The organism is Billgrantia montanilacus, assembly GCF_003336675.1.
Taxonomy (GTDB): Bacteria; Pseudomonadota; Gammaproteobacteria; order Pseudomonadales; family Halomonadaceae; genus Halomonas; species Halomonas montanilacus.
In genome coordinates this window covers 20,053-39,820 of sequence record NZ_QPII01000024.1, presented here as the reverse complement: position 1 = coordinate 39,820, position 19,768 = coordinate 20,053, and the positions used below count along the sequence as shown (strand labels likewise).

General features: G+C 63.9%; 17 protein-coding genes. 13 read left to right on the top strand and 4 right to left on the bottom strand.

All coding sequences use genetic code 11. From position 1 onward, the window contains the following. The first annotated feature begins 104 nt into the window (after positions 1-104). From DU505_RS20605 to DU505_RS20545, 13 genes are all read left to right on the top strand, one after another. Complete coding sequence (locus tag DU505_RS20605; RefSeq protein WP_245948109.1) at positions 105-1,403, top strand: paraquat-inducible protein A; 1,299 nt, start codon at positions 105-107, stop codon at positions 1,401-1,403. Then, a complete protein-coding gene (gene pqiB / locus DU505_RS20600; protein WP_114480844.1) occupies positions 1,400-3,073 on the top strand; it encodes an intermembrane transport protein PqiB in 1,674 nt (557 codons plus the stop codon). Before DU505_RS20605 ends, pqiB begins: the two co-directional genes overlap by 4 nt. A gap of 70 nt (positions 3,074-3,143) precedes the next feature. Then, positions 3,144-3,728: a PqiC family protein gene (locus tag DU505_RS20595; protein WP_114480843.1), complete on the top strand. Its 585-nt coding sequence runs from the start codon at positions 3,144-3,146 to the stop codon at positions 3,726-3,728. Positions 3,729-3,795: 67 nt separating this feature from the next. After that, on the top strand, positions 3,796-4,281 hold the full coding sequence (locus DU505_RS20590; RefSeq protein WP_114480842.1) for a helix-hairpin-helix domain-containing protein: 486 nt from the start codon (positions 3,796-3,798) through the stop codon (positions 4,279-4,281). A gap of 250 nt (positions 4,282-4,531) precedes the next feature. Next, positions 4,532-5,851 (top strand): DEAD/DEAH box helicase, encoded by a 1,320-nt coding sequence (locus DU505_RS20585; protein ID WP_114480841.1) that lies wholly within the window; start codon positions 4,532-4,534, stop codon positions 5,849-5,851. A 147-nt stretch (positions 5,852-5,998) separates the two neighbouring features. After that, entirely contained in the window at positions 5,999-6,550 is a 552-nt protein-coding gene (locus DU505_RS20580) for a hypothetical protein (RefSeq protein WP_114480840.1), read from the top strand. Beyond that, the gene (locus tag DU505_RS20575; RefSeq protein ID WP_114480839.1) at positions 6,540-7,754 is read left to right on the top strand and encodes an MFS transporter; all 1,215 of its coding nucleotides are present in this window, start codon (positions 6,540-6,542) and stop codon (positions 7,752-7,754) included. Before DU505_RS20580 ends, DU505_RS20575 begins: the two co-directional genes overlap by 11 nt. 917 nt (positions 7,755-8,671) lie before the next feature. Further along, positions 8,672-9,403, top strand: a complete 732-nt coding sequence (locus tag DU505_RS20570; protein ID WP_114480838.1) for an ABC transporter ATP-binding protein — start codon at positions 8,672-8,674, stop codon at positions 9,401-9,403. Between the two features lie 4 nt (positions 9,404-9,407). Further along, the gene (locus tag DU505_RS20565; RefSeq protein WP_114480837.1) at positions 9,408-11,777 is read left to right on the top strand and encodes an ABC transporter permease; all 2,370 of its coding nucleotides are present in this window, start codon (positions 9,408-9,410) and stop codon (positions 11,775-11,777) included. A 244-nt stretch (positions 11,778-12,021) separates the two neighbouring features. Further along, on the top strand, positions 12,022-13,011 hold the full coding sequence (locus tag DU505_RS20560) for an efflux RND transporter periplasmic adaptor subunit (protein ID WP_422667067.1): 990 nt from the start codon (positions 12,022-12,024) through the stop codon (positions 13,009-13,011). Positions 13,012-13,075: 64 nt separating this feature from the next. Continuing rightward, positions 13,076-14,128: an asparaginase gene (locus DU505_RS20555; RefSeq protein ID WP_114480835.1), complete on the top strand. Its 1,053-nt coding sequence runs from the start codon at positions 13,076-13,078 to the stop codon at positions 14,126-14,128. 103 nt (positions 14,129-14,231) lie between these two features. Further along, positions 14,232-14,468, top strand: a complete 237-nt coding sequence (locus DU505_RS20550; protein ID WP_114480834.1) for a DUF2789 domain-containing protein — start codon at positions 14,232-14,234, stop codon at positions 14,466-14,468. A gap of 126 nt (positions 14,469-14,594) precedes the next feature. After that, positions 14,595-16,148 carry a sensor domain-containing diguanylate cyclase gene (locus tag DU505_RS20545; protein ID WP_114480833.1) on the top strand — a complete coding sequence of 518 codons (1,554 nt, stop codon included), beginning with the start codon at positions 14,595-14,597 and terminating at the stop codon, positions 16,146-16,148. Positions 16,149-16,159: 11 nt separating this feature from the next. On the opposite strand, the gene DU505_RS20540 is transcribed toward DU505_RS20545, so the two are convergent. The 4 genes from DU505_RS20540 to rpsA all read right to left on the bottom strand — a co-directional run bounded on the left by DU505_RS20540 (position 16,160) and on the right by rpsA (position 19,724). After that, positions 16,160-16,834, bottom strand: a complete 675-nt coding sequence (locus tag DU505_RS20540; RefSeq protein WP_114480832.1) for a TVP38/TMEM64 family protein — start codon at positions 16,832-16,834, stop codon at positions 16,160-16,162. Positions 16,835-16,891: 57 nt separating this feature from the next. Further along, a complete protein-coding gene (locus DU505_RS22645; RefSeq protein ID WP_181872892.1) occupies positions 16,892-17,056 on the bottom strand; it encodes a hypothetical protein in 165 nt (54 codons plus the stop codon). A 47-nt stretch (positions 17,057-17,103) separates the two neighbouring features. Then, on the bottom strand, positions 17,104-17,514 hold the full coding sequence (locus DU505_RS20535; RefSeq protein ID WP_114480831.1) for an SRPBCC family protein: 411 nt from the start codon (positions 17,512-17,514) through the stop codon (positions 17,104-17,106). Between the two features lie 533 nt (positions 17,515-18,047). Further along, on the bottom strand, positions 18,048-19,724 hold the full coding sequence (gene rpsA / locus DU505_RS20530) for a 30S ribosomal protein S1 (RefSeq protein WP_114480830.1): 1,677 nt from the start codon (positions 19,722-19,724) through the stop codon (positions 18,048-18,050). Positions 19,725-19,768: the final 44 nt, after the last annotated feature.

Below are 19,768 nucleotides of genomic sequence, written 5' to 3'. Positions count from 1 at the left end.
TTTTCTTTTCGTTTTCAGGTAAATTCTTCAGGTAAACAACGCCGGTGCCCAGGCAACCCATACGATCATTCCGAACTCCTGGCTTTCCTCGGGGCCAGCCCCTGGTGGACCAGTACCCGCCCGAGACGCGCACCTCGAGGCGACGCCTGCGTGCCTGCCACGAGTGCGACTGGCTGGTCGCGCTACCGCCCTTGCGTGGCGGTCAGAAAGCCGACTGCCCCCGCTGTGGACATACGCTTGCCACGCGCCACCATCAGCCGGCCCAACGCAGCATGGCCCTGGCAGTCTCGGCGCTCATCGCGCTGATGCTGGCAGCCTCTTTCCCGTTCGTCAGCTTCAGCGTGGGGGGTATCGGAAACAACATCGAGCTTTCCCAGACCGCCACGACGCTGATCGGTTTCCATCAGCCACTCGTCGCCATCGCCGTGATCATGACCATACTGGTCTTGCCCGCCGTCTACCTGCTGGGGGTGATCTGGCTGCAGTTCGGCCTGCTGCGTGGCGAGCCGTTGCCTTCCAGCCGCAACATTGCCCGCTCGCTTTCCCACCTGCACCCGTGGATGATGGCAGATGTGTTCATCATTGGCGCCCTGGTCAGCCTGATCAAGATCGCCGGCATGGCGCAGATCGAGCTCGGCGTCTCATTCTGGGCCTTCTGCGCCTTCGCCATACTGCTGTTGTCGACCACGCAATCCCTCGACTCGGACTGGATGTGGTTCTCTCTCAGCGGCGAACCCTTGGCGCCTGAGGGCGCCCGCTCGGGCCAGACCGCGGCCCCCCAGGGCTTGACCGGCTGCCCCACCTGTGGCCTGGTCAACCGACTCTCGCCGCAGGGAACAAGCCGTTGTCGACGCTGCGATGAGCGACTGCACGCCCGCATGCCGCACAGCTTGCAGCGAACCTGGGCCCTGCTGGCCGCCGCCGCGGTGATGTACGTGCCGGCCAATCTCTATCCGATCATGACGACTACCAGCCTGGGGCATTCCACGCCATCGACCATCATTGGCGGTGTCGTGGAGTTGATCCAGATGGGCTCCTGGCCGATCGCGGCAGTGATCTTCACCGCCAGCGTGATCGTGCCTGTGGGGAAACTGGTGGCACTATCCTGGCTCTGCCTGGTGGTCAAGCGCAGCAACGAACTCAACGCCGGTACGCGAACGCGGCTCTACCGTCTCACCGAGTTCATCGGCCGCTGGTCCATGGTCGACGTCTTCGTGGTGGCCATCCTTGTCGCCCTGATCCGCGCCGGGTCGCTGATGTCGATCACACCGGGGCCCGCGGCCCTGGCCTTCGGCGGTGTCGTGGTGCTGACCATGCTGGCCGCCATGACCTTCGATCCACGCCTGATCTGGGACACGCCTCCGCCGCGTGCCACCCGCGACCCGCAAGGAATCTCTGAATGAGCGAGACACCCCGCGAACACGATACCCGGGACATGCAGCGCGCCAAGCCCTCGCCCCAGGCAAGGCTGTCGCCGATCTGGATCGTCCCCATCGTTGCCATCGTGATCGGCCTGTGGCTGGTATACGACAACTATCGTAGCCGTGGCCCGTTAATCACGTTGACCATGTCCAACGCCGAAGGCATCGAGGCCGGCAGTACGCTGATCAAGACCCGCAACGTCGAGGTGGGGCGCGTCGAACGGGTGCAACTTTCCGACGACCTGACCCATACCGTGATCTCGGCGCGCATGGCGCCGGACTCCGACGCCATGTTGACCGAAGGCAGTCGTTTCTGGGTGGTCAAGCCGCGCATCGGCCGCGAGGGTATCAGCGGCCTGGGCACGGTGCTCTCCGGTGCCTTCATCCAGCTGCAGCCCGGCAGTGGCGAGCCGGGGGTTCGGGAGTTCGAGGTGAGCGACCAACCCCCGGTGGCCCCGGCGGATGCCGCCGGTGTTCGCGTCAACCTGATCAGCCAGCTGGGCAATTCGCTGCGCGCCGGTGACCCCGTCACCTTCCAGGGCTATACCGTGGGGCGCGTGGAGGAGGTCAACTTCGATGCCGAGGCCCGCCGCATGGATCAGCGTATCTTCATCGAGAGCCCCTACGACCGGCTGGTCACCGACAACACGCGCTTCTGGTCGGCCAGCGGCATCGACCTGCGCCTCGATGCCGATGGCATCCGGGTCAACGTCGAGTCCCTGGAGGCCCTGCTGGGAGGTGGGGTGACATTCGGCGTGCCAGAGGACCTGCCCCGCGGCAATCCGGTGGCGGACGATACCGCCTTCAATCTCTATCCCGACGAAGACAGCGCTCGCCAGGGCACCTTCAACCGCTACCTGGAATACGTGCTGCTGGTGGAAGATACCGTTCGCGGCCTGTCCCGGGGGGCACCGGTAGAGTTTCGCGGTGTGCGCATCGGCACCGTGGCTGCGGTGCCCTGGCAGTTCACCGCCTCCCAGCCGGCAAACCGGGATGGCTTCTCGATCCCGGTTCTGATCCGTATCGAACCCCAGCGGCTAGGTATCGAGAACCAGGAGGTGGATCTCGATGAGTGGGAGCAGCGCTTCGGGCGGCTTTTCAATAACGGGCTGCGCGCCTCGCTCAAGTCGGGCAATCTGCTGACCGGCGCGATGTTCGTGGATATCAATTTCCACAGTGCCGAGGTAGACAGCTACGAGGAAGAAACCTTCAGCAACAAAGCCGTCTTCCCGATCATCTCGGCCGGTTTTGCCCAGATCGAATCCCAGGTGACCAGCCTGCTGACCAAGCTCAACGAACTGGAAATCGAGCCGCTGCTGGCCGGCCTCGACCGCAACCTGGCCACATCGGAGGCCATGCTCAACGAGGTGCGCGAGCTGAGCACCTCGCTGCAAGCCATGCTCGACGACCCTGGCACTCGCAGCCTGCCGAGCAACCTGAACGCGACGCTGATGGCCCTGCAGGAGACGCTGGAGGGCATGTCGCCGGACTCCAGTGCCTATCGCGACCTGAGCGGCGCCGCCGAACGGCTCGAGCGGATGATGCGCGACCTTCAGCCGGTGACCCGCACGCTCAACGAGAATCCACGGGCACTGCTGTTCGACAGCCTGGATACCGAAGACCCGCAACCCCGCGCACCGAGTCGCAACTGAACTGGACTGGACTGAACAAGGAGCCTGGTATGAGTCTCAAGACTTCTCGACCTGCGCAATGGAGCCGTGAATGAGGATATTGCCTGCCCTTCTCACCCTGACGATGCTGCTCGGCCTCAGCGGTTGCGCCACCAGTACCACGCCTGCCAATCGCTTCATGCTGCCCGACAGTCAGGCCGTTCCCTCCGGCGGGTCCGATGCCGAGCATGTGCTACGGGTTCGTGCCCCTCGCCTGGCCCACTACCTGGACGTGGATGGCATCGTGCTGCAGCTCGACGACATCAGCCTCAATGCGGCTCGCCAGCATCTCTGGGCCGAACCCCTGGGGCGCCAGCTCGAACGGGGCATGCGGGCGCGTCTTGCCGAGCGGCTGGGCGACACCCGTGTCCTGCGCGATGAAGGCGGCCAGCGGGAGCCCGATGCGCTGTTCCTGCGGCTGGAGGTCGACAGTTTCCAGGGCCGCTACGACGGCCTGGCGGTGGCCAGCGGCCTGTGGCAGCTGCTGGCAGCGGATGGCACTCTGGTGGCCATGGAGAACTTCCGCGCTGAAACTGAGCTCGACGATGACGGCTACCCCGCCCTGGTGAGGGCCCTGGGTAGAAGCTGGGATCAGGTGGCCGACCAGGTGGCCGCAACCATACGTCGCCACCGATGAGACGACCAGTACGCTACGCTAGTAGCGTACTGCCACCAGACAGGGCTTAAAGCAAAGGAACAGCGTCATGAGCGATACCGGGCAGCAGGAAACCACCCTTTCACGGGACGATGCGCTGTCGCTGCAGGCGCAGGCGCGTGAGTTCGAGTCGAGCCTGCTCGCAGCAATGGATGCCGAACCGGCAACGGCGGTAGCCTCGCTACAAGCCGCCAGCCAGGCACTGACGGAGCTGCAGGAGCGCCTGCGGCAACATCCGGACGTCAAGCTGCCGATGCTGGAGCGCCTCGAGCGGAGCATGAACCGGCTGGCCGGCGAACTCTATGGTCGTGGCGCCTGTGATCACCTGGACCAGCAGGCACAGCAGGCCTTCATCGACCGCTTCGCTCAGCGACTCACCCTGCTCGACGGCATCGGCCCCGTCAGCGCCAGGGCGCTCTTCGCCCACGGTATCAGCGACCTCGAGCAGTTGAAGGCACTGAAGCCGGAAGCCCTCGACAACGTCAAGGGACTCAATGCCGCCACTCGGGCGCGTATCAAGCAGAACCTTCCCTAACCTTGAGCATGGAAGGTTTTCCTGGAAAACCCCATTGGGCAAGCCCCATGTTGGAAAACCATCTCCCCGGAAAACAAGGCGCTGGGAGCAGAACAAGCTGCGCTACCGCCAACCCTGTGGCATAATGCGCCTTCGCGGCAACCTGTAGTCCCTCCTGCCGCGCCCTGAACCGAATTTTTCACGCCTTGGCCCGGGACTGGTCATGTGCAAGACGCACATGGCATGGCGGAGGCGTATCTGCGGAGACCGCATGACCTTTTCCGAACTCGGCCTGCGTGCCGAACTGCTCCGTGCCGTCGAGGCACAGGGCTACACGATTCCGACCCCCATTCAGCGCCAGGCGATACCTGCCGTCCTCAACGGTGGCGACCTGTTGGCCAGCGCCCAGACCGGCACCGGCAAGACCGCCGGCTTCACCCTGCCGATGCTGCAACGCCTGGCAGAGGGGCCGCGACCCGGCAAGCGCCAGATTCGCGCCCTGATCCTGACGCCAACCCGCGAGCTGGCCGCCCAGGTGGGCGAAAGCGTGGCCGACTACGGTCGCCACCTCACCCTGAAGAGCCATGTCATTTTCGGCGGTGTGGGCCAGCAGCCCCAGGTAGACGCCATCCGGCCCGGCCTGGATGTGCTGGTGGCCACGCCCGGCCGTCTTCTCGATCTGCACCAGCAGAAGCACGTGGACCTGTCCCACGTCGAAATCCTGGTGCTCGACGAAGCCGATCGCATGCTGGACATGGGCTTCATCCACGACATCAAGAAGATCCTGCGCGTGCTGCCCGAGAAGCGCCAGAACCTGCTGTTCTCGGCCACCTTCTCCAACGAGATCCAGGCGCTTGCCGGCAAGCTGCTCGACAACCCGGCCATGATCGAAGTGGCGCGTCGCAACACCACCGCCGAGACCGTCGACCAGTCGATCTATCGTGTTGACAGGGAGAAGAAGCGTGAGCTGCTGGCCCACCTGATAACCCGGCACAGCTGGAATCAGGTGCTGGTCTTCACCCGCACCAAGCATGGTGCCAACCGGCTGGCCGAGCAGCTCTCCAAGCAGGACATCCCTGCCATGGCGATTCACGGCAACAAGAGCCAGTCGGCGCGCACCAAGGCGCTGGCCGCCTTCAAGACCGGCGACTTGCAGGTACTGGTGGCAACCGACATCGCGGCTCGCGGCCTCGATATCAGCGAGCTGCCCCACGTGGTCAATTTCGAACTGCCCAACGTGGCGGAAGACTACGTTCACCGTATCGGCCGCACCGGCCGCGCTGGCAGCGACGGCCAGGCCGTCTCACTGGTCTGCGTCGACGAGCATGGCCTGCTGAAGGGTATCGAGCGGTTGATCAAGCGCGACCTGACCAAGCATGTCGAGCCGGGCTTCGAACCCGACCCCAACGCGAAGCCTGAACCCATCGAGAATGGACGCGGCGGACGCGGTGGCCGTTCTGGCGGACAGGGGCAGCGCGGCAACGGTACCCGAGGCGCCGCTTCACGTGGTAGCGAAGGCAACCGCAGCAGCGACGACAACCGGGCGCCACGCCGGCGTCGCAGCCGTGGCCAGGGCGCTCGCCAAGCCTGATTCGGCACATGGTAGACTGCAGGGATCTGTGCCAATGTAGGCAGCTAAATTGTGCCGTACGAGTGCTACCGATGCCGAGTGTACCGTGCCGATAGGGAGAGAAGGGATGAGCGCGTATCGGCGTGCCGTGGTGGAAGTGCCCCGCCAATGCTGAAGTGGTTGACCGGCAAGCAACCTATCCCGGTCTGGGTCATCAAGCAGATCGACGACGGCCTGCTGCACCTTTGCGGGCAGGCCATCGTCGAGCCCCAGAAAAAACGCAGTGTCGTTCTCACGGAACTGCATGAGAGGCGTTACCAGGGTGCGGTGAACATGGCCAGCGGAGGACTCGTCCTGAACGCTCGGCTCTTTGCCGCGCTGGTACCGCTGGATGCGCTGGAGCTCGATGTCCAGGCCCAGGCGCACTGGCAGGGGCGGGCCTGGCAAGTCTCACAGGTCCCCCAGCGCTGCTGGACCTTCGATGGCCCCTTGATCGCGCAGCGTCAACGTCAAGACAACCAGGAGCTGTTGATCAGCACCGAGGATGTCGCCGGTATTCGCCGCCAGGTCAAGGCCAGCCTTGACCCTGGCGTAGTGACCTTCGGTTCCCCCACCAACGAGCACCCCTTGATTGCGCCCCGTGACGGCGAACATACCGACTCGTCGGGCAGAGCCAGGAAACCGCCCAAGGGACGAGAATGGCGAGGCGATGACGACTGACACCAAGCCCAACACCGCCCGCATGGTGCTATTCCTGTTCCTGATGGTACTGGTCGGCCTCAACCTGAGGCCGGCACTCTCCTCACTGGCTCCCCTGCTGGTCAGGCTGCAGCTGGACACTGGCCTCTCCCCGCTTGCCATCGGGGCGCTCACCACCCTTCCCGTACTCTGCCTGGGCATCTTCGCCCCCCTGGCACCCTGGCTCGCCAAGCGAATGGGGCCCGAGAATACCCTGACGCTGGCTCTCGCAGCCCTGATCGCCGGCCTGTTGCTGCGCGGCCTCCCACCCACGCCGCTGCTCTTCTTCGGCACCCTGCTGGTGGGTGCCGCCATCGGCGTGGCCGGTACACTGCTGCCGGCCCTGGTCAAGCGCGAGATTCCCGCCGGTGCCGACCTGATGACCGGTGTCTATACCATGGCACTGTGCCTGGGGGGCGCACTCGGTGCCGGTCTCAGCATCCCGCTGGCCGACCTGCTCGGCAGCTGGCGCCTCAGCCTGATCAGCTGGTCACTGCTCGGCGTGACGGCACTGCTGACCTGGATCATGCTCATGCCGCGAACCCCAAGGAGTGCGTCGCTGCCAGGAAGCGGCGGCTCCCTGCGCCAGTTGCTCTCCCAGCCGCTCGCCTGGCAGGTCATGTTCTATATGGGTACCCAGTCGTCGCTGGCCTATATCGTCTTCGGCTGGCTGCCGACCCTGCTTCAGGCTCGTGGCTATGGAGAGTCGGAAGCCGGCTGGATGATGGGCGCGTCGGTCATGGTGCAGCTCATCTCGGCCCTGGGGGCACCCTGGCTTGCCCGCTTCAGCCGTGACCAGCGCCCTGCCCTGATGCTGGTACTGGGCTGTGTCGGCGCCGGCCTCTGGCTGCTGCTACTCGGCCCCACGAGCTGGCGCTGGGCCGGGGTGGTACTGCTCGGCCTTGGCCAGGGCGGCTGCTTCAGCCTGGCATTGACACTGATCGTGCTGCGCACCGCCAACTCGCGGCTGGCCGGCAAGCTCTCGGGCCTGGCCCAGGGTGGCGGCTATACCCTGGCCGCCATGGGGCCGCTGGCGGTGGGTATCCTGCTGCAGTTCGACGTCAGCCTGTCCATCGTCACCACCGCCCTGCTGCTGATCGTCGCGGTGTCCGCGATCTTCGCCATGCTAGCCGGGCGCAACCGGCGCCTGGACGTGGATGAGGCGGGTCAGTTGGTGACACGCTGAGGGTGCCACGGCAGGAAAAATCCGCTGTTGGAGCGCTGGTCCCCATCGCGACTGGCGCCGCCAGGCGCCTCGGCGGAGGCTGCCGACGCTGGCAGTGGTCGCCGGCATTGGCAACACCGCCGGGAGGCCTTCGGCCTCCAGTCGTGAGCTAAAGCTTCCTCCAACAGCGGCGTGGCACCGTTGGTGGAGAGGATCGCTGTAGGAGCGCTGGTTTCCATCGCGACTGGCGCCGCCAGGCGCCCCGGCGGAGGCTGCAACGGCAGCACTTATCGCTCACATCGCCAACACCGCCAGGAGGCCTTCGCCCTCCAGTCGTGAGCTAAAGCTTCCTCCAACAGCGGCGTGGCGCCGTCGGTGGAAAGCATCGCTGTAGGAGCGCTGGTTTCCATCGCGACTGGCGCCGCCAGGCGCCCCGGCGGAGGCTGCCGACGCTGGCAGTGGTCGCCGGCATTGGCAACACCGCCGGGAGGCCTTCGCCCTCCAGTCGTGAGCTAAAGCTTCCTCCAACAGCAGCGTGGCACCGTTGGTGGATAGGATCGCTGTAGGAGCGCTGGTTTCCATCGCGACTGGCGCCGATAGGCGCCCCGGCGGAGGCTGCCGACGCTGGCAGTGGTCGCCGGCATTGGCAACACCGCCGGGAGGCTTTCGGCCTCCAGTCGTGAGCTAAAGCTTCCTCCAACAGCGGCGTGGCACCGTTGGTGGAAAGAATCGCTGTAGGAGCGCTCAGTTCGGCGCTCCGAGTCCCCATCGCGACTGGCGCCGCCAGGCGCCCCGGCGGCGGCTGCCGACGTTGGCGGTGGTCGCCAGCATCGCAACTGGCACTAAGCTTGATCTCGGTCAACGCTCCAATAATAGCCGGGCATGGTAGCCTGGGCTCACCGAAACTCCACGATGCTCTTCCTATAGTCAGGCAGCCGATGAACGACACGGCCAAGGTGGTGTTCCAGGCCCGGGGGCTGAAGCGCTTCTACCAGATGGGCGAAGTGACCATCCAGGCACTGCGCGGCATCGACCTCGCGTTACATGCCGGAGAGCTGCTGGTGATGCTGGGCGCCTCCGGCTCGGGCAAGTCCACCCTGCTCAATATCATGGGTGGCCTGGACAGCCCCAGCGAGGGCAGCCTGCACTACATCGACCGCAACAGCCGCAACCACGACCTGACCCATGCCAGCCAGCGGGTGCTCACCGAGTACCGCCGCCATCATGTCGGCTTCGTGTTCCAGTTCTACAACCTGATATCGAGCCTGACGGCCCGCGAGAACGTCGCCATCGTCATCGATATCAGCCGCGATCCCATGGCACCGGAAGAGGCGCTCGCCATGGTGGGCCTGGAGGCGAGACTGGATCACTTTCCCTCGCAGCTTTCCGGTGGTGAGCAGCAGCGTGTCGCCATCGCTCGGGCCATCGCCAAGCGCCCCGAAGTCCTGCTCTGCGACGAACCCACCGGTGCACTCGACTTTCGCACCGGAATCCGAGTGCTGGAAGTGCTCGAGGAGATCAACCGCACCACCGGCACGACCCTGGCGATCATTACCCATAACGAGGTGATCGGTGAAATGGCCGATCGTGTGATTCGCCTGCGCGACGGCCAGGTGGGCGACATACATGTCAACGCCGAGCGCCGGAAACCGGGCGAGCTGCGCTGGTGACGCCATGAAGCTTGCCACCCTGCACTGGAAGCTGCTGCGCGACCTGCTCCGACTGAAGGGGCAGGCCTTGGCCATCGCCGTGGTCATCGCCAGCGGCGTGATGACACTGGTGATGTCGACGACCACCCTGGAAGCGCTGTCGGGCTCTCGTGACAGTTTCTACGCCAGCCACCACTACGCCGACCTCTTTGCCGACCTCAAGCGGGCTCCGTTGGGGCTGTTGGAACGACTGGAAACCCTCGATGGCGTGAGCCGGATGGAACCTCGCGTGCGCGCCCCGGTGCGCCTGGCCGTGCCAGGCTTCGACGACCCGGTGCGCGGCATGATGCTCTCGCTGCCCGATGGCCGCCAGCCAAACCTGAACCGCCTGCACCTGCTCGCAGGCAGCTTGCCGGAGGCGGGGCGTAGCGACCAGGCCGTGGTCAGTGACGCCTTCGCCGAGGCGCATGGGCTAGTCCCCGGGGATAGCCTCGAAGCGATCATAAACGGTCGTCAGACTCGCCTGCTGTTGAGCGGCATCGCGCGCAGTCCCGAGGTCATCTACCAGGCAGCTCCCACCGACCTGCTGCCCGATTATCGACGCTATGCCACGCTATGGATGAATCAGCGCGCCCTGGCCAGCGGCTACGCCATGGAGGGGGCCTTCAACCAACTGCTGGTCACGCTGCAGGCCGGCGCCGACGCCGAAACCCTGATCGATGAACTCGACCTGATCCTGGCCCGCTACGGCGGTACCGGCACGCAGACCCGCCATGACCAGCAGTCGCATCGTTTCCTCGAGGAGGAGCTGGCCCAGCAGCGCGCCCAGGCGACGATACTGCCCGCGATCTTCCTCGCCGTTTCGGCCTTCCTGCTCAATGTGGTAATGGGACGTATCATCCAGACCCAACGCGAACCGCTGGCCATGCTGAAGGCCTTCGGCTATCGCAACGGCGAACTGGCACGGCACTATGGCTGGCTTGCCGGTGCGATCGTACTGCTTGGCTGGGCCGCGGGTGTGGTGCTGGGTGCCTGGTCGGCACGAGGGCTGGCAGGCATCTACAGTGACTACTTCCGCTTCCCCGAGATGTATTTTCACGTGCCGCCCTGGTCCATGGCGCTGGCGCTGGCCGTTGCCGGGCTCTCGGCCCTGACAGGAACCTGGCACGCAGTATGGCGCGCCGTCCGGGAGCCGCCGGCGGAAGCCATGCGGCCGCCTGCTCCGCAGCGCTTTCGCCGCACCTGGCTGGAGCGCTCTCCGCTGGGCCGAGCACTGGGCAACGAGTCGCGAATCATCCTGCGCCACCTGCTGCGCCACCCCACCAAGTCGGCACTCTCGGTGACCGGGATCGCCCTGTCGGCAGGCCTGTTGATGATGGGAGCCTATCAGCTCAGCGCCGTGGAGAAGATGCTGGACCTGCAATACCGCCAGGTCATGCGCATGGATATCGAACTGACCTTCGGCGAGGCGACCCCGGCCCGGGCAGTGGGCGAGCTACGTCATCTACCCGGCGTTCTGGCCGTGGAAGCCTGGCGCCGGGTCCCCGTCACCCTCAGCCACGGCCACCTGGAATACCGCACCAGCCTACTGGGCATGGACGAACTTCCCCGCCTACGACAGGTACTGGATGCCAAGCAGCGACCCCAACAGCTCCCAGCAGAGGGCGTGATGCTGACTCGCTTCCTGGCCGATTTTCTCCAGGCTGACGTAGGTGACACGTTGCAGGTGGCGGTAATGGAAGGCAGGCGTCAGCTTCTCGACCTGCCGCTGATGGCCCTGGTCGACGAACCCATCGGCGTCGGCACGTACCTACAGCGGGACACCCTACACGCCCTGCTCGGAGAAGGGCCGTCAATCAGCGGTGCCTGGCTGCTGGTGGACAGAGCTCAACAGGGGGCGCTGAACGAAGCCCTGAACCGCATGCCGGCCGTGGCCGCCATCGGCCTGCTGTCGGAGGCCGAGCGCGGCATTCGGGACTACATGGACGAGACCATCCTGATGTTCGCTGCGGTCTTCGTGGCACTCGCTGCCTCCATCGCTTTCGGCGTGATCTACAACAACGCGCGCATCGCTTTCGCCGAGCGCGCGAGAGAACTGGCAACACTGCGGGTACTGGGTTACAGCCGAACGGAAGTCGCGCGTATTCTGCTCGGCGAGATCGCCCTGATCACGGCCCTGGCGATCCCGCTGGGCTGGTTGATTGGCATCGGCTTCAGCGCCCTGCTCAATCAGGCTTTCAGCAACGACCTCTTTCGCATGCCGATGGTAATGACTCCTTACGCCTTCGGTTTCGCCGCCGGCGGAGTCATGGCTGCCTCGACAGTAGTGGCCGTGTTGGTGATTCGGCGACTGGGGCGGCTCAACATGGTCACCGCCCTGAAAGCCGTGGAGTAGACAAGGAACGACAATGACGACCAACAAGACCGCGACACGAACAATCAAGCGCCTGGGCGTCGCTGCTCTGAGCCTTGCCATCATCATTGCACTGGCCTGGGCGCTATGGCCTGCTCCCGTCAGCGTCAGCAGTGCTACGGTTCAGAATGGGCTCTTCAGGGAAACCGTGAACGAGGAGGGCCGCACCAGGCTGCGGGATACCTGGAATGTCTCGGCGCCCATTGCCGGCTACCTGCAGCGCGTCATGCTCGAAGTCGGCGACACGGTGACGGAAGGCGATATTCTGTTTCGCCTGGAGGCGAGCCCGGCACCCGCCCTGGATGCCCGCTCCCGCCAGCAGGCCGAAGACAACCTCCAGGCTGCCCAGGCCAGATGGCAGGCAACACAGGCCAACCTGGAAACCGCGCGGGCCGACCGACGCTTCGCCGAGGCGGAATATCAGCGCTACCGCCAGTTGCACGAACGAAACCTGGTTTCGACCGCCGAGCTGGAGCACCGCCAGAACCTGCGCGACCGTCAACGGGCCCTGGAAAACTCGGCTGCCTCCAGCGTCGAGGTGGCACGCTTCGAGGTCGAGGCGGCCCGTTCCATGCTCGACGTGGGCAGCGGCCAGCGCAGCGTGCCCAACGACACCCCCGAACTGGTAATACGCGCCCCCGTCACCGGCCTGGTACTGAGTCGCTATCGATGCTGTGAAGGCAGCGTGGCAGCGGGCGAGGCAATCCTCGAACTGGGCCGGCCGGCCGATATGGAGGTGCAGGTGGACCTGTTATCCATGGATGCCGTGCGCCTGCGCCCGGGCATGGCGGTTCGTCTCAGCGGCTGGGGTGGCGGCGTCCTGCCGGGCCAGGTCAGGCGCGTCGAGCCAGCTGGCTTCACCCGAATCTCCGCACTGGGAGTGGACGAACAGCGCGTGCCGGTAATCATCGATTTCGACACGGGGATCGATCCCGCCGCCCTTGGCCTGGGAAAAGGCTTTCGTATCGATGCCGAGTTCCTGATCTGGGAAGGCGACGATGTGCGACAGATTCCCACCAGCGCGCTCTTCCGCCACCAGGGCGAGTGGGCCGTTTTCGTCATAGAGGAGGGTCGTGCCGTACGCCGCATCATTGAGATAGGCCGCCGACAGGGAATGATTACACAGGTGCTGGAGGGGCTGGCGCAAGGCGAACAGGTCATCAACCACCCGGGCGAGCTGGTGACCGATGGCGTGAGAGTCAGGGTCGAGGAGTGAGCCTGCGCCGCGATAGCGCTATCATGCGGCTTTGCGTTAGCCAATGAGACCGTCAGGAGCCGACATGACCACGCCCTCTTCCCCCGATCACCCCGTGCTGGTTCTCTACGCAGGGGGCACCCTGGGCATGGTAGCCTCGCCCCGCGGCCTGACCGCAGGCGGCAATATGGATGCGCGGATGCGCGGCGCCCTGGCCAACCTGCCCCCGTCGCGGCAGGCGCGTCTGCCGGCCTTCGTCGTCAAGGAAACCAACGAGCCCATTGACTCCAGCGCGGCCACCGCCGCCGACTGGCAGCGTCTCGGCCATACCATCGGCAAGACTCTACGCAACTACGCCGGCGTGGTGGTACTCCACGGTACCGACACCCTGGCCTGGACTGCCGCGAGCCTTGCCTACCAGCTCCAGGGACTGGACCGCCCGGTGATCGTCACCGGCGCCATGCTACCTCTCGAGGCGCCAGACAGCGATGCCCAGGCCAACGTGGAGCTGGCACTTCGCTTCGCCTCCGAGCCACGCCTGCAGGAAGTCGCCGTAGCCTTCGCCGACAAGCTGTTTCGCGGCGTCTGTGTCCGCAAGCTGCATAGCGAAGCCGCCGATGCCTTTGCCAGCCCCAACTATCCCCTGCTGGGAGAGCGCGTCGGCGACGACACGGTACTCTACCCTGGCCGAGGGCTGGAGGCTCAGCAGCGCGGCGCCCCCCGGTTCGAACTGCACGACTACGCCGCGCTGGCGGACGGAGGGGTGGTTCGCATCGCCCTGTGGCCCGGCATCCAGGCCTGGCAGCTGGCTGCCTGGCTCGCGGACCACCGGGTCCAGGGGGCACTGCTGGAGGTTTGGGGCGGCGGCAATGCGCCGGAGAACCCGGAACTGCTGGGGGTGCTGGCCAAGGCCACTGGGGAAGGCAAGCTGTTGGCGGCCGTCAGCCAGTGCCCCCATGGCAGCATCACCATCGGCCACTATGCCGCGGGACAAGGGCTGGCCGAAGCGGGCGTACTCTCGGGGGATGGCATGACACCGGAGGCGGTACTGGCCAAGCTGGTTCATCTGCTGGCCCAACCCCTGGACGACCGCGAGCGAAGGCGACGCTTTCTCACGCCGCTGGTAGGCGAGCGTTGATTAATCGCTAATCCAGCCGCCCCAGCGTTGAAGTGTGCCGCACGAGCGGGGCATTATCCGACTACTGTTTTGGTACTCTACGGTTACATAGGAGTCACATGCCATGGAAAAGCCCGTTCATCATTTTACTGAACTGTTCGAGCAGTTGGGCTTGCCTGCCGACGAGGCGTCCATCAGGGACTTCATCGAGCGTCACGCGCCGCTTCCGGAAACCATGCAGCTGCACGAAGCGCCCTTCTGGAGCGAGTCCCAGGCCGCCTTCATCTTCAATGCGCTGGAGGAGGACGCCGACTGGGCCGAAGTAGTCGATCACCTGGACGCGTCGTTGCGGAAACAGTAGCGGCGCAGAAAAAACTATAGAAGAAAAAAACTGCAGGGAAGATAGCTGCAAAAAGTAAATGGCTTGAATGTAAGACTATGGTAACTTAGAAATAACAACAAACAACTGTTTAAATCAGGAGTTATCATGCCGCTCGATAGGATGTCGACCACCGAATCCAAAAGCGTTATTGGTTTGACAATTCCTGAGCTTCCCCCGCTTCCCGATACGCTTCGCCTACGCCTGGGGGAGTGTCGTACACTGCCAAGCCTGCCTGCCGCTGCGGCTCGGGTGATCGGCCTGGCCCGAGCACCGGAGCCTCGCCTCACCGACTTCGCCGCGGCAATCCAGCAGGACCCCGCACTGACATTACGCCTTCTCTCGATGGCCAACAGTGCCTACTTTTCTCGCAGCGCCAATCGGGTCGTCACCTGTCATGATGCCGTTTCTCGCCTCGGCCTGGACGCCACCCTGGCCGCCGCCATGAGCTTCGGCCTGCCTCGCCCCGGGGCGAGCGATGCACTCGATTACGACTACCTTTGGCAGCGCTCCATCATCGCCGCACTGGCCGCACAGCAGCTCGCCGAGCAGCTCTGTCCCGATGAAGCAGGCCAACTGTTTACCATGGCGTTGATACAGGATATTGGCATCCTGGCTCTGGAAGCCGTGGACGCCGAGCGCTACTCAAGCCATGTGCCAAGCCTGCGCGATCACGACAAGCTGCGCGAGACCGAGCATCGGCTCTACGGCTGTGACCACTCCCTTGCGGGGGCGTGGCTGGCCATCAGTTGGGGTGTACCCGCCCCTATGGCCGCGGGAATCGCGGATAGCCATGGCCCCCTGGAGGATGGCAACCCGAAGCGTCTCTGCCTGCGCCTCTCCTGCCGCATCGCCGATGGCTGGCTTGCCCATTCGCCGGCAGCAGCCTTCAGTGACCTGCTGCATCAGTTGGCGCTGCTGGAATCGCTGGATATCGCCATGCTGGTCTCCGTGCTGGAGGACCTGCAGCAACGCCTGCCCACGCTGGCAAAACTGTTCGAGATTACCTGCCCCCCCGATATCAACAGCACGACCCTGCTGGCCGAAGCCAAGGAGCTGCTCTTCGAACAGAATCTGCTACTCAATCAGCGTCTTGCCGAGCAGCGCCATGAGCTGGAAGCCTTGCTCGCCCGCCATGACGAACTCGACGAACAACACCGCACGGATCACCTGACCCGGCTGGCCAACCGCCCCTGGCTGGAGAAGCTGCTTGTGCAGCACTTCGACTGCGCCCTGATGGGCAAGCGCCCGCTTTCTGTCATGTTCATCGATCTGGACCATTTCAAGCGCATCAACGATCTCTATGGTCACCGCTTCGGTGATGAAGTACTGATCCGCTTCGCCGCTGCGCTGGAGAATATGGTACGGGAGGATGATATTGCCGGCCGTTATGGCGGCGAAGAATTCCTGGTGATAATGCCCAATACCCGCCGGGAGCAGGCGAGCAAGCTGGGCGACCGGATTCGCCAGTACCTGGCCTCACAGCCCCTGGCCAAGACCGAGGGCGAACCGCTGCATGTGACCGCATCTATCGGTATCGCCTCGATGGAAGATGCCGACTTCGAGAACGTCAATGCCATGGTCGATGCTGCCGACAAGGCCATGTATGGCGTCAAGCATGATGGGCGTGACGGCGTCGCCCATTACAAACACCGCGATTGATGCACGACTGGCTACACCTCGCGCCCTTCTTCCACCCGGCGTCGCATCCAGGCACCAGCCAGCAGTAGCAGAGCCAACGCCACCAGCGGCAGTACGATATCCGCACTGATGGCGTTTTCCCCCTTCTCCACGGCTTCCAGCGCACTATGGATAGCGCTGGCGTAGACCGCCCACTTGATGCCGAGCCCCACCATGGCGGCGATCACGAAGGTACGCAGCGGCAGGCGACGCAGCCCGGCAGCGAAGTTGATCACCGAGTGTGGGAAACCCGGCAGCACACGCAGGGCGCACTGCGTGAGAAAGTCGCTGCGCCGCTCCAGCATATGCATGATCTTGCGAGTCAGCCCCTTGGGATTCCAGCGATCGCCCACCCTGGCAGCTATTTGATAGGCACCCAGCGCACCGCCGACGCTGCCGACGATCAGCATGGGAGTGGCGACTTGAGGTGGGTAGAAAGGCGCGATCAGCCATAGCCCGATGCTGCCCGGCAAGCCAAAGGCCAGTGTGATGGCCATGATCGTGATGACGCTGATGATAGTCAGCGGATGGTGAGACGCCTCTTCGGCCCAATGCTTGATGGCGATGAGATCGGGCGAGTCCCATATCCATAGATAACCGGCCATGAGCAGGCTTGCGCCGACGGCTACCAGACGCCACCGTCGGCGCAATGAGGTGTCTTGCGCCATCACATGTCTCGCTTGCCCGTTGGAAAGAGCCCATGGTGACATGCGGTCTTGCTTGGGTCACGCGTCGAGCCCATCCTCCCGCCCCGTTGACGGCGGATTGCCGGGAACGGATTCCGGTGCATGATCCAATCGCGACATGGCCGCGACACGGAGGTCCACGTAATGCAGCAGCCCCAGCTGTATCACCAGCACGGCAAGACACCACATCAGCCCCATGACCATCGCCATATCCTCGAATGAGGCCGGCTGGCCTCGTCGAGTCGATTGAATCACAACTTGGCTTCTACGCGCTCGAGAATTTGACGGCTGACCTTGTTGACCAGCGGCCTGGCAGCGCGCGTCACCGCTTTCTCCACCATCCGGTTACGAATGGTATAGGTCACCGTGAGTGATACACGGGTGCCCTCCGCAACCGGTGCCAGACGATAGCAACCCTGGTTGCGCACCCCTTCCAGGGATTCCCAGGCCAGTGTCTGGGGTGGCAGCTTCTCGGTGATTTCCACATCGAAGGTCCAGTCCATGCCCACGGCACGAACGTGCCAGCGGTAGCGCTCGCCACCCAGCGGTTCGATCGCCTGGATCATGTCCGAGTACTCAACGAAGTCTTCGACCCGCTCGAGAAGCGCAAAGACACGCTCCGGCGATGCCCTGAGTATTGCACTGTGTTCAATGGTGGCCATGGCGGCTTCCTGGACTCCCGGTTGACACTGGAAATTCACCTACGTCATGCAGAGTACCGCCCTACCCCTCATCAAGCTACCGCCGATGCGTAATGTTCCGCACCGACGGGCCACACGCTGCCAGACTTGGGTGGCCTTCGGCCACAGTCGTGCGGCGGAGCCGTCCTCCAACAGCGCTGCGGCATGCCAAAAAAAAGGATCTTCACACGTTGGCGTAAAATGGCAAGGGAAGTCATGGCCGCGCTGTAGGAGTATCTTCAGATCACGACTGGAGGCCGAAGGACTCCCGGCAGCGTTATCGATGGTCGCGGTTATTCCGCCGGGCGCCTATCGCCGCCAGTCGCGACGCAAAGCGGCGCTCCAACAAGGAGCGCCAGCGTCGCTGTCGTCGAGCCCCCTTCCGCAATGCAGCCTATGCAGAGCAGGTTCACGCCAACATGCTATCAACCAAAAAAAGAACGCCGCCCCGGCAAGCCGAGGCGGCGTTCTTGTCAACCGTTCCTGACGGCCCCGATTGATCGGGGCCGAGGGGATCAGTCCTGACCCATCTGCTGCTTGATCAAGTCACCGATGGTGGTCGGGCCACCCGCTTCGGGAGCATCTTCACGCAGCTTCTTCAGGTTCTGACGGGTATCATCCTGATCCTTGGCCTTGATGGAGAGGCTGATTGCACGGTTCTTGCGATCGACGCCGACGATGCGAGCTTCGACGGTATCGCCTTCGTTCAGCACGTTGCGCGCATCTTCGACGCGGTCGGCGCTGATCTCGGATGCCTTGAGGATGGCAACGACATCGGTCGCCAGCTCGACGTGGGCTTCCTTGGCATCGACCTCGACCACACGACCGGAGACCACGCTGCCCTTGTCGTTGACGGCCAGGTACTCGGCAACCGGATCGGTATCCAGCTGCTTGATACCCAGGGAGATGCGCTCACGCTCGGGATCGATGGAAAGGATGACGGCTTCGGCCTCGTCGCCCTTCTTGAAGCGACGCACGGCTTCTTCACCGGTCTCGGACCAGGAGAGGTCGGAGAGGTGAACCAGACCGTCGATACCGCCTTCCAGACCGATGAAGATACCGAAGTCGGTGATCGACTTGATGGTACCGGCAACCCGGTCGCCCTTGTTGTACTGGGCGTTGAAGGTTTCCCACGGATTCGCGGTGCACTGCTTGATACCCAGGGAGATACGACGACGCTCTTCGTCGATATCCAGGATCATGACTTCCACCTCATCGCCGATGTTGACGACCTTGGACGGGTGGATGTTCTTGTTGGTCCAGTCCATTTCGGAGACGTGAACCAGACCCTCGACACCCTCTTCCAGCTCGGCAAAGCAGCCGTAGTCGGTGAGGTTGGTGACACGGGCGGTGACCACAGTGCCCTCAGGGTAGCGATCCTTGATGTTGACCCAGGGATCTTCGCCCAGCTGCTTCAGGCCCAGCGAAACGCGGTTGCGCTCACGGTCGAACTTGAGCACCTTGACGTTGATCTCGTCGCCCACGGCCACGATCTCGCTCGGATGCTTGATGCGCTTCCAGGCCATGTCGGTGATGTGGAGCAGGCCATCGACGCCGCCCAGATCGACGAAGGCGCCGTAGTCGGTGAGGTTCTTGACGATACCCATGATCTGCTGGCCTTCCTGCAGGGTGGCCAGCAGCGCTTCACGCTCGGCGCTGTTCTCGGCTTCGAGAACGGCACGACGGGAAACCACGACGTTGTTGCGCTTCGGATCGAGCTTGATGACCTTGAAGTCGAGTTCCTTGTGCTCCAGGTGCGTAGTGTCGCGCACCGGACGCACGTCGACCAGGGAACCCGGCAGGAAGGCACGAATGGAATCGATATCGACGGTGAAACCGCCTTTTACCTTGCCGTTGATCACGCCCTTGACGATCTCTTCCTTCTCGAAGGCCGCTTCCAGCACCTTCCAGGCCTCGGCGCGCTTGGCCTTCTCGCGAGACAGACGCGTCTCGCCGAAACCGTCTTCAACGGCTTCCAGGGCGACGCTGACTTCGTCGCCGATCGCAATGTTCAGTTCGCCACTTTCGTCGCGGAACTGAGCCACGGGAATCTGTCCTTCGGACTTCAGGCCGGCATTGACGGTGACCCAGTCACCTTCGATGTCGACAACAGTGGCCGTGACGATGGCGCCCGGCTCCATGTTGATGTCCTGGAGTGACTGTTCAAACAGTTCAGCAAAGCTTTCGCTCATGATTTTCCTACGTGATCAACGGTGTTGAGGCGTTGCCGCCTTCT

Bases quoted from the DNA above. Each gene is read 5' to 3' on its own strand.
- pqiB (WP_114480844.1), top strand. From the start codon at position 1,400: ATGAGCGAGACACCCCGCGAACACGATACCCGGGACATGCAGCGCGCC.
- DU505_RS20595 (WP_114480843.1), top strand. From the start codon at position 3,144: ATGAGGATATTGCCTGCCCTTCTCACCCTGACGATGCTGCTCGGCCTC.
- DU505_RS20590 (WP_114480842.1), top strand. From the start codon at position 3,796: ATGAGCGATACCGGGCAGCAGGAAACCACCCTTTCACGGGACGATGCG.
- DU505_RS20585 (WP_114480841.1), top strand. From the start codon at position 4,532: ATGACCTTTTCCGAACTCGGCCTGCGTGCCGAACTGCTCCGTGCCGTC.
- DU505_RS20580 (WP_114480840.1), top strand. From the start codon at position 5,999: ATGCTGAAGTGGTTGACCGGCAAGCAACCTATCCCGGTCTGGGTCATC.
- DU505_RS20575 (WP_114480839.1), top strand. From the start codon at position 6,540: ATGACGACTGACACCAAGCCCAACACCGCCCGCATGGTGCTATTCCTG.
- DU505_RS20570 (WP_114480838.1), top strand. From the start codon at position 8,672: ATGAACGACACGGCCAAGGTGGTGTTCCAGGCCCGGGGGCTGAAGCGC.
- DU505_RS20565 (WP_114480837.1), top strand. From the start codon at position 9,408: ATGAAGCTTGCCACCCTGCACTGGAAGCTGCTGCGCGACCTGCTCCGA.
- DU505_RS20560 (WP_422667067.1), top strand. From the start codon at position 12,022: ATGCTCGAAGTCGGCGACACGGTGACGGAAGGCGATATTCTGTTTCGC.
- DU505_RS20555 (WP_114480835.1), top strand. From the start codon at position 13,076: ATGACCACGCCCTCTTCCCCCGATCACCCCGTGCTGGTTCTCTACGCA.
- DU505_RS20550 (WP_114480834.1), top strand. From the start codon at position 14,232: ATGGAAAAGCCCGTTCATCATTTTACTGAACTGTTCGAGCAGTTGGGC.
- DU505_RS20545 (WP_114480833.1), top strand. From the start codon at position 14,595: ATGCCGCTCGATAGGATGTCGACCACCGAATCCAAAAGCGTTATTGGT.
- DU505_RS20540 (WP_114480832.1), bottom strand. From the start codon at position 16,834: ATGGCGCAAGACACCTCATTGCGCCGACGGTGGCGTCTGGTAGCCGTC.
- DU505_RS22645 (WP_181872892.1), bottom strand. From the start codon at position 17,056: ATGGTCATGGGGCTGATGTGGTGTCTTGCCGTGCTGGTGATACAGCTG.
- DU505_RS20535 (WP_114480831.1), bottom strand. From the start codon at position 17,514: ATGGCCACCATTGAACACAGTGCAATACTCAGGGCATCGCCGGAGCGT.
- rpsA (WP_114480830.1), bottom strand. From the start codon at position 19,724: ATGAGCGAAAGCTTTGCTGAACTGTTTGAACAGTCACTCCAGGACATC.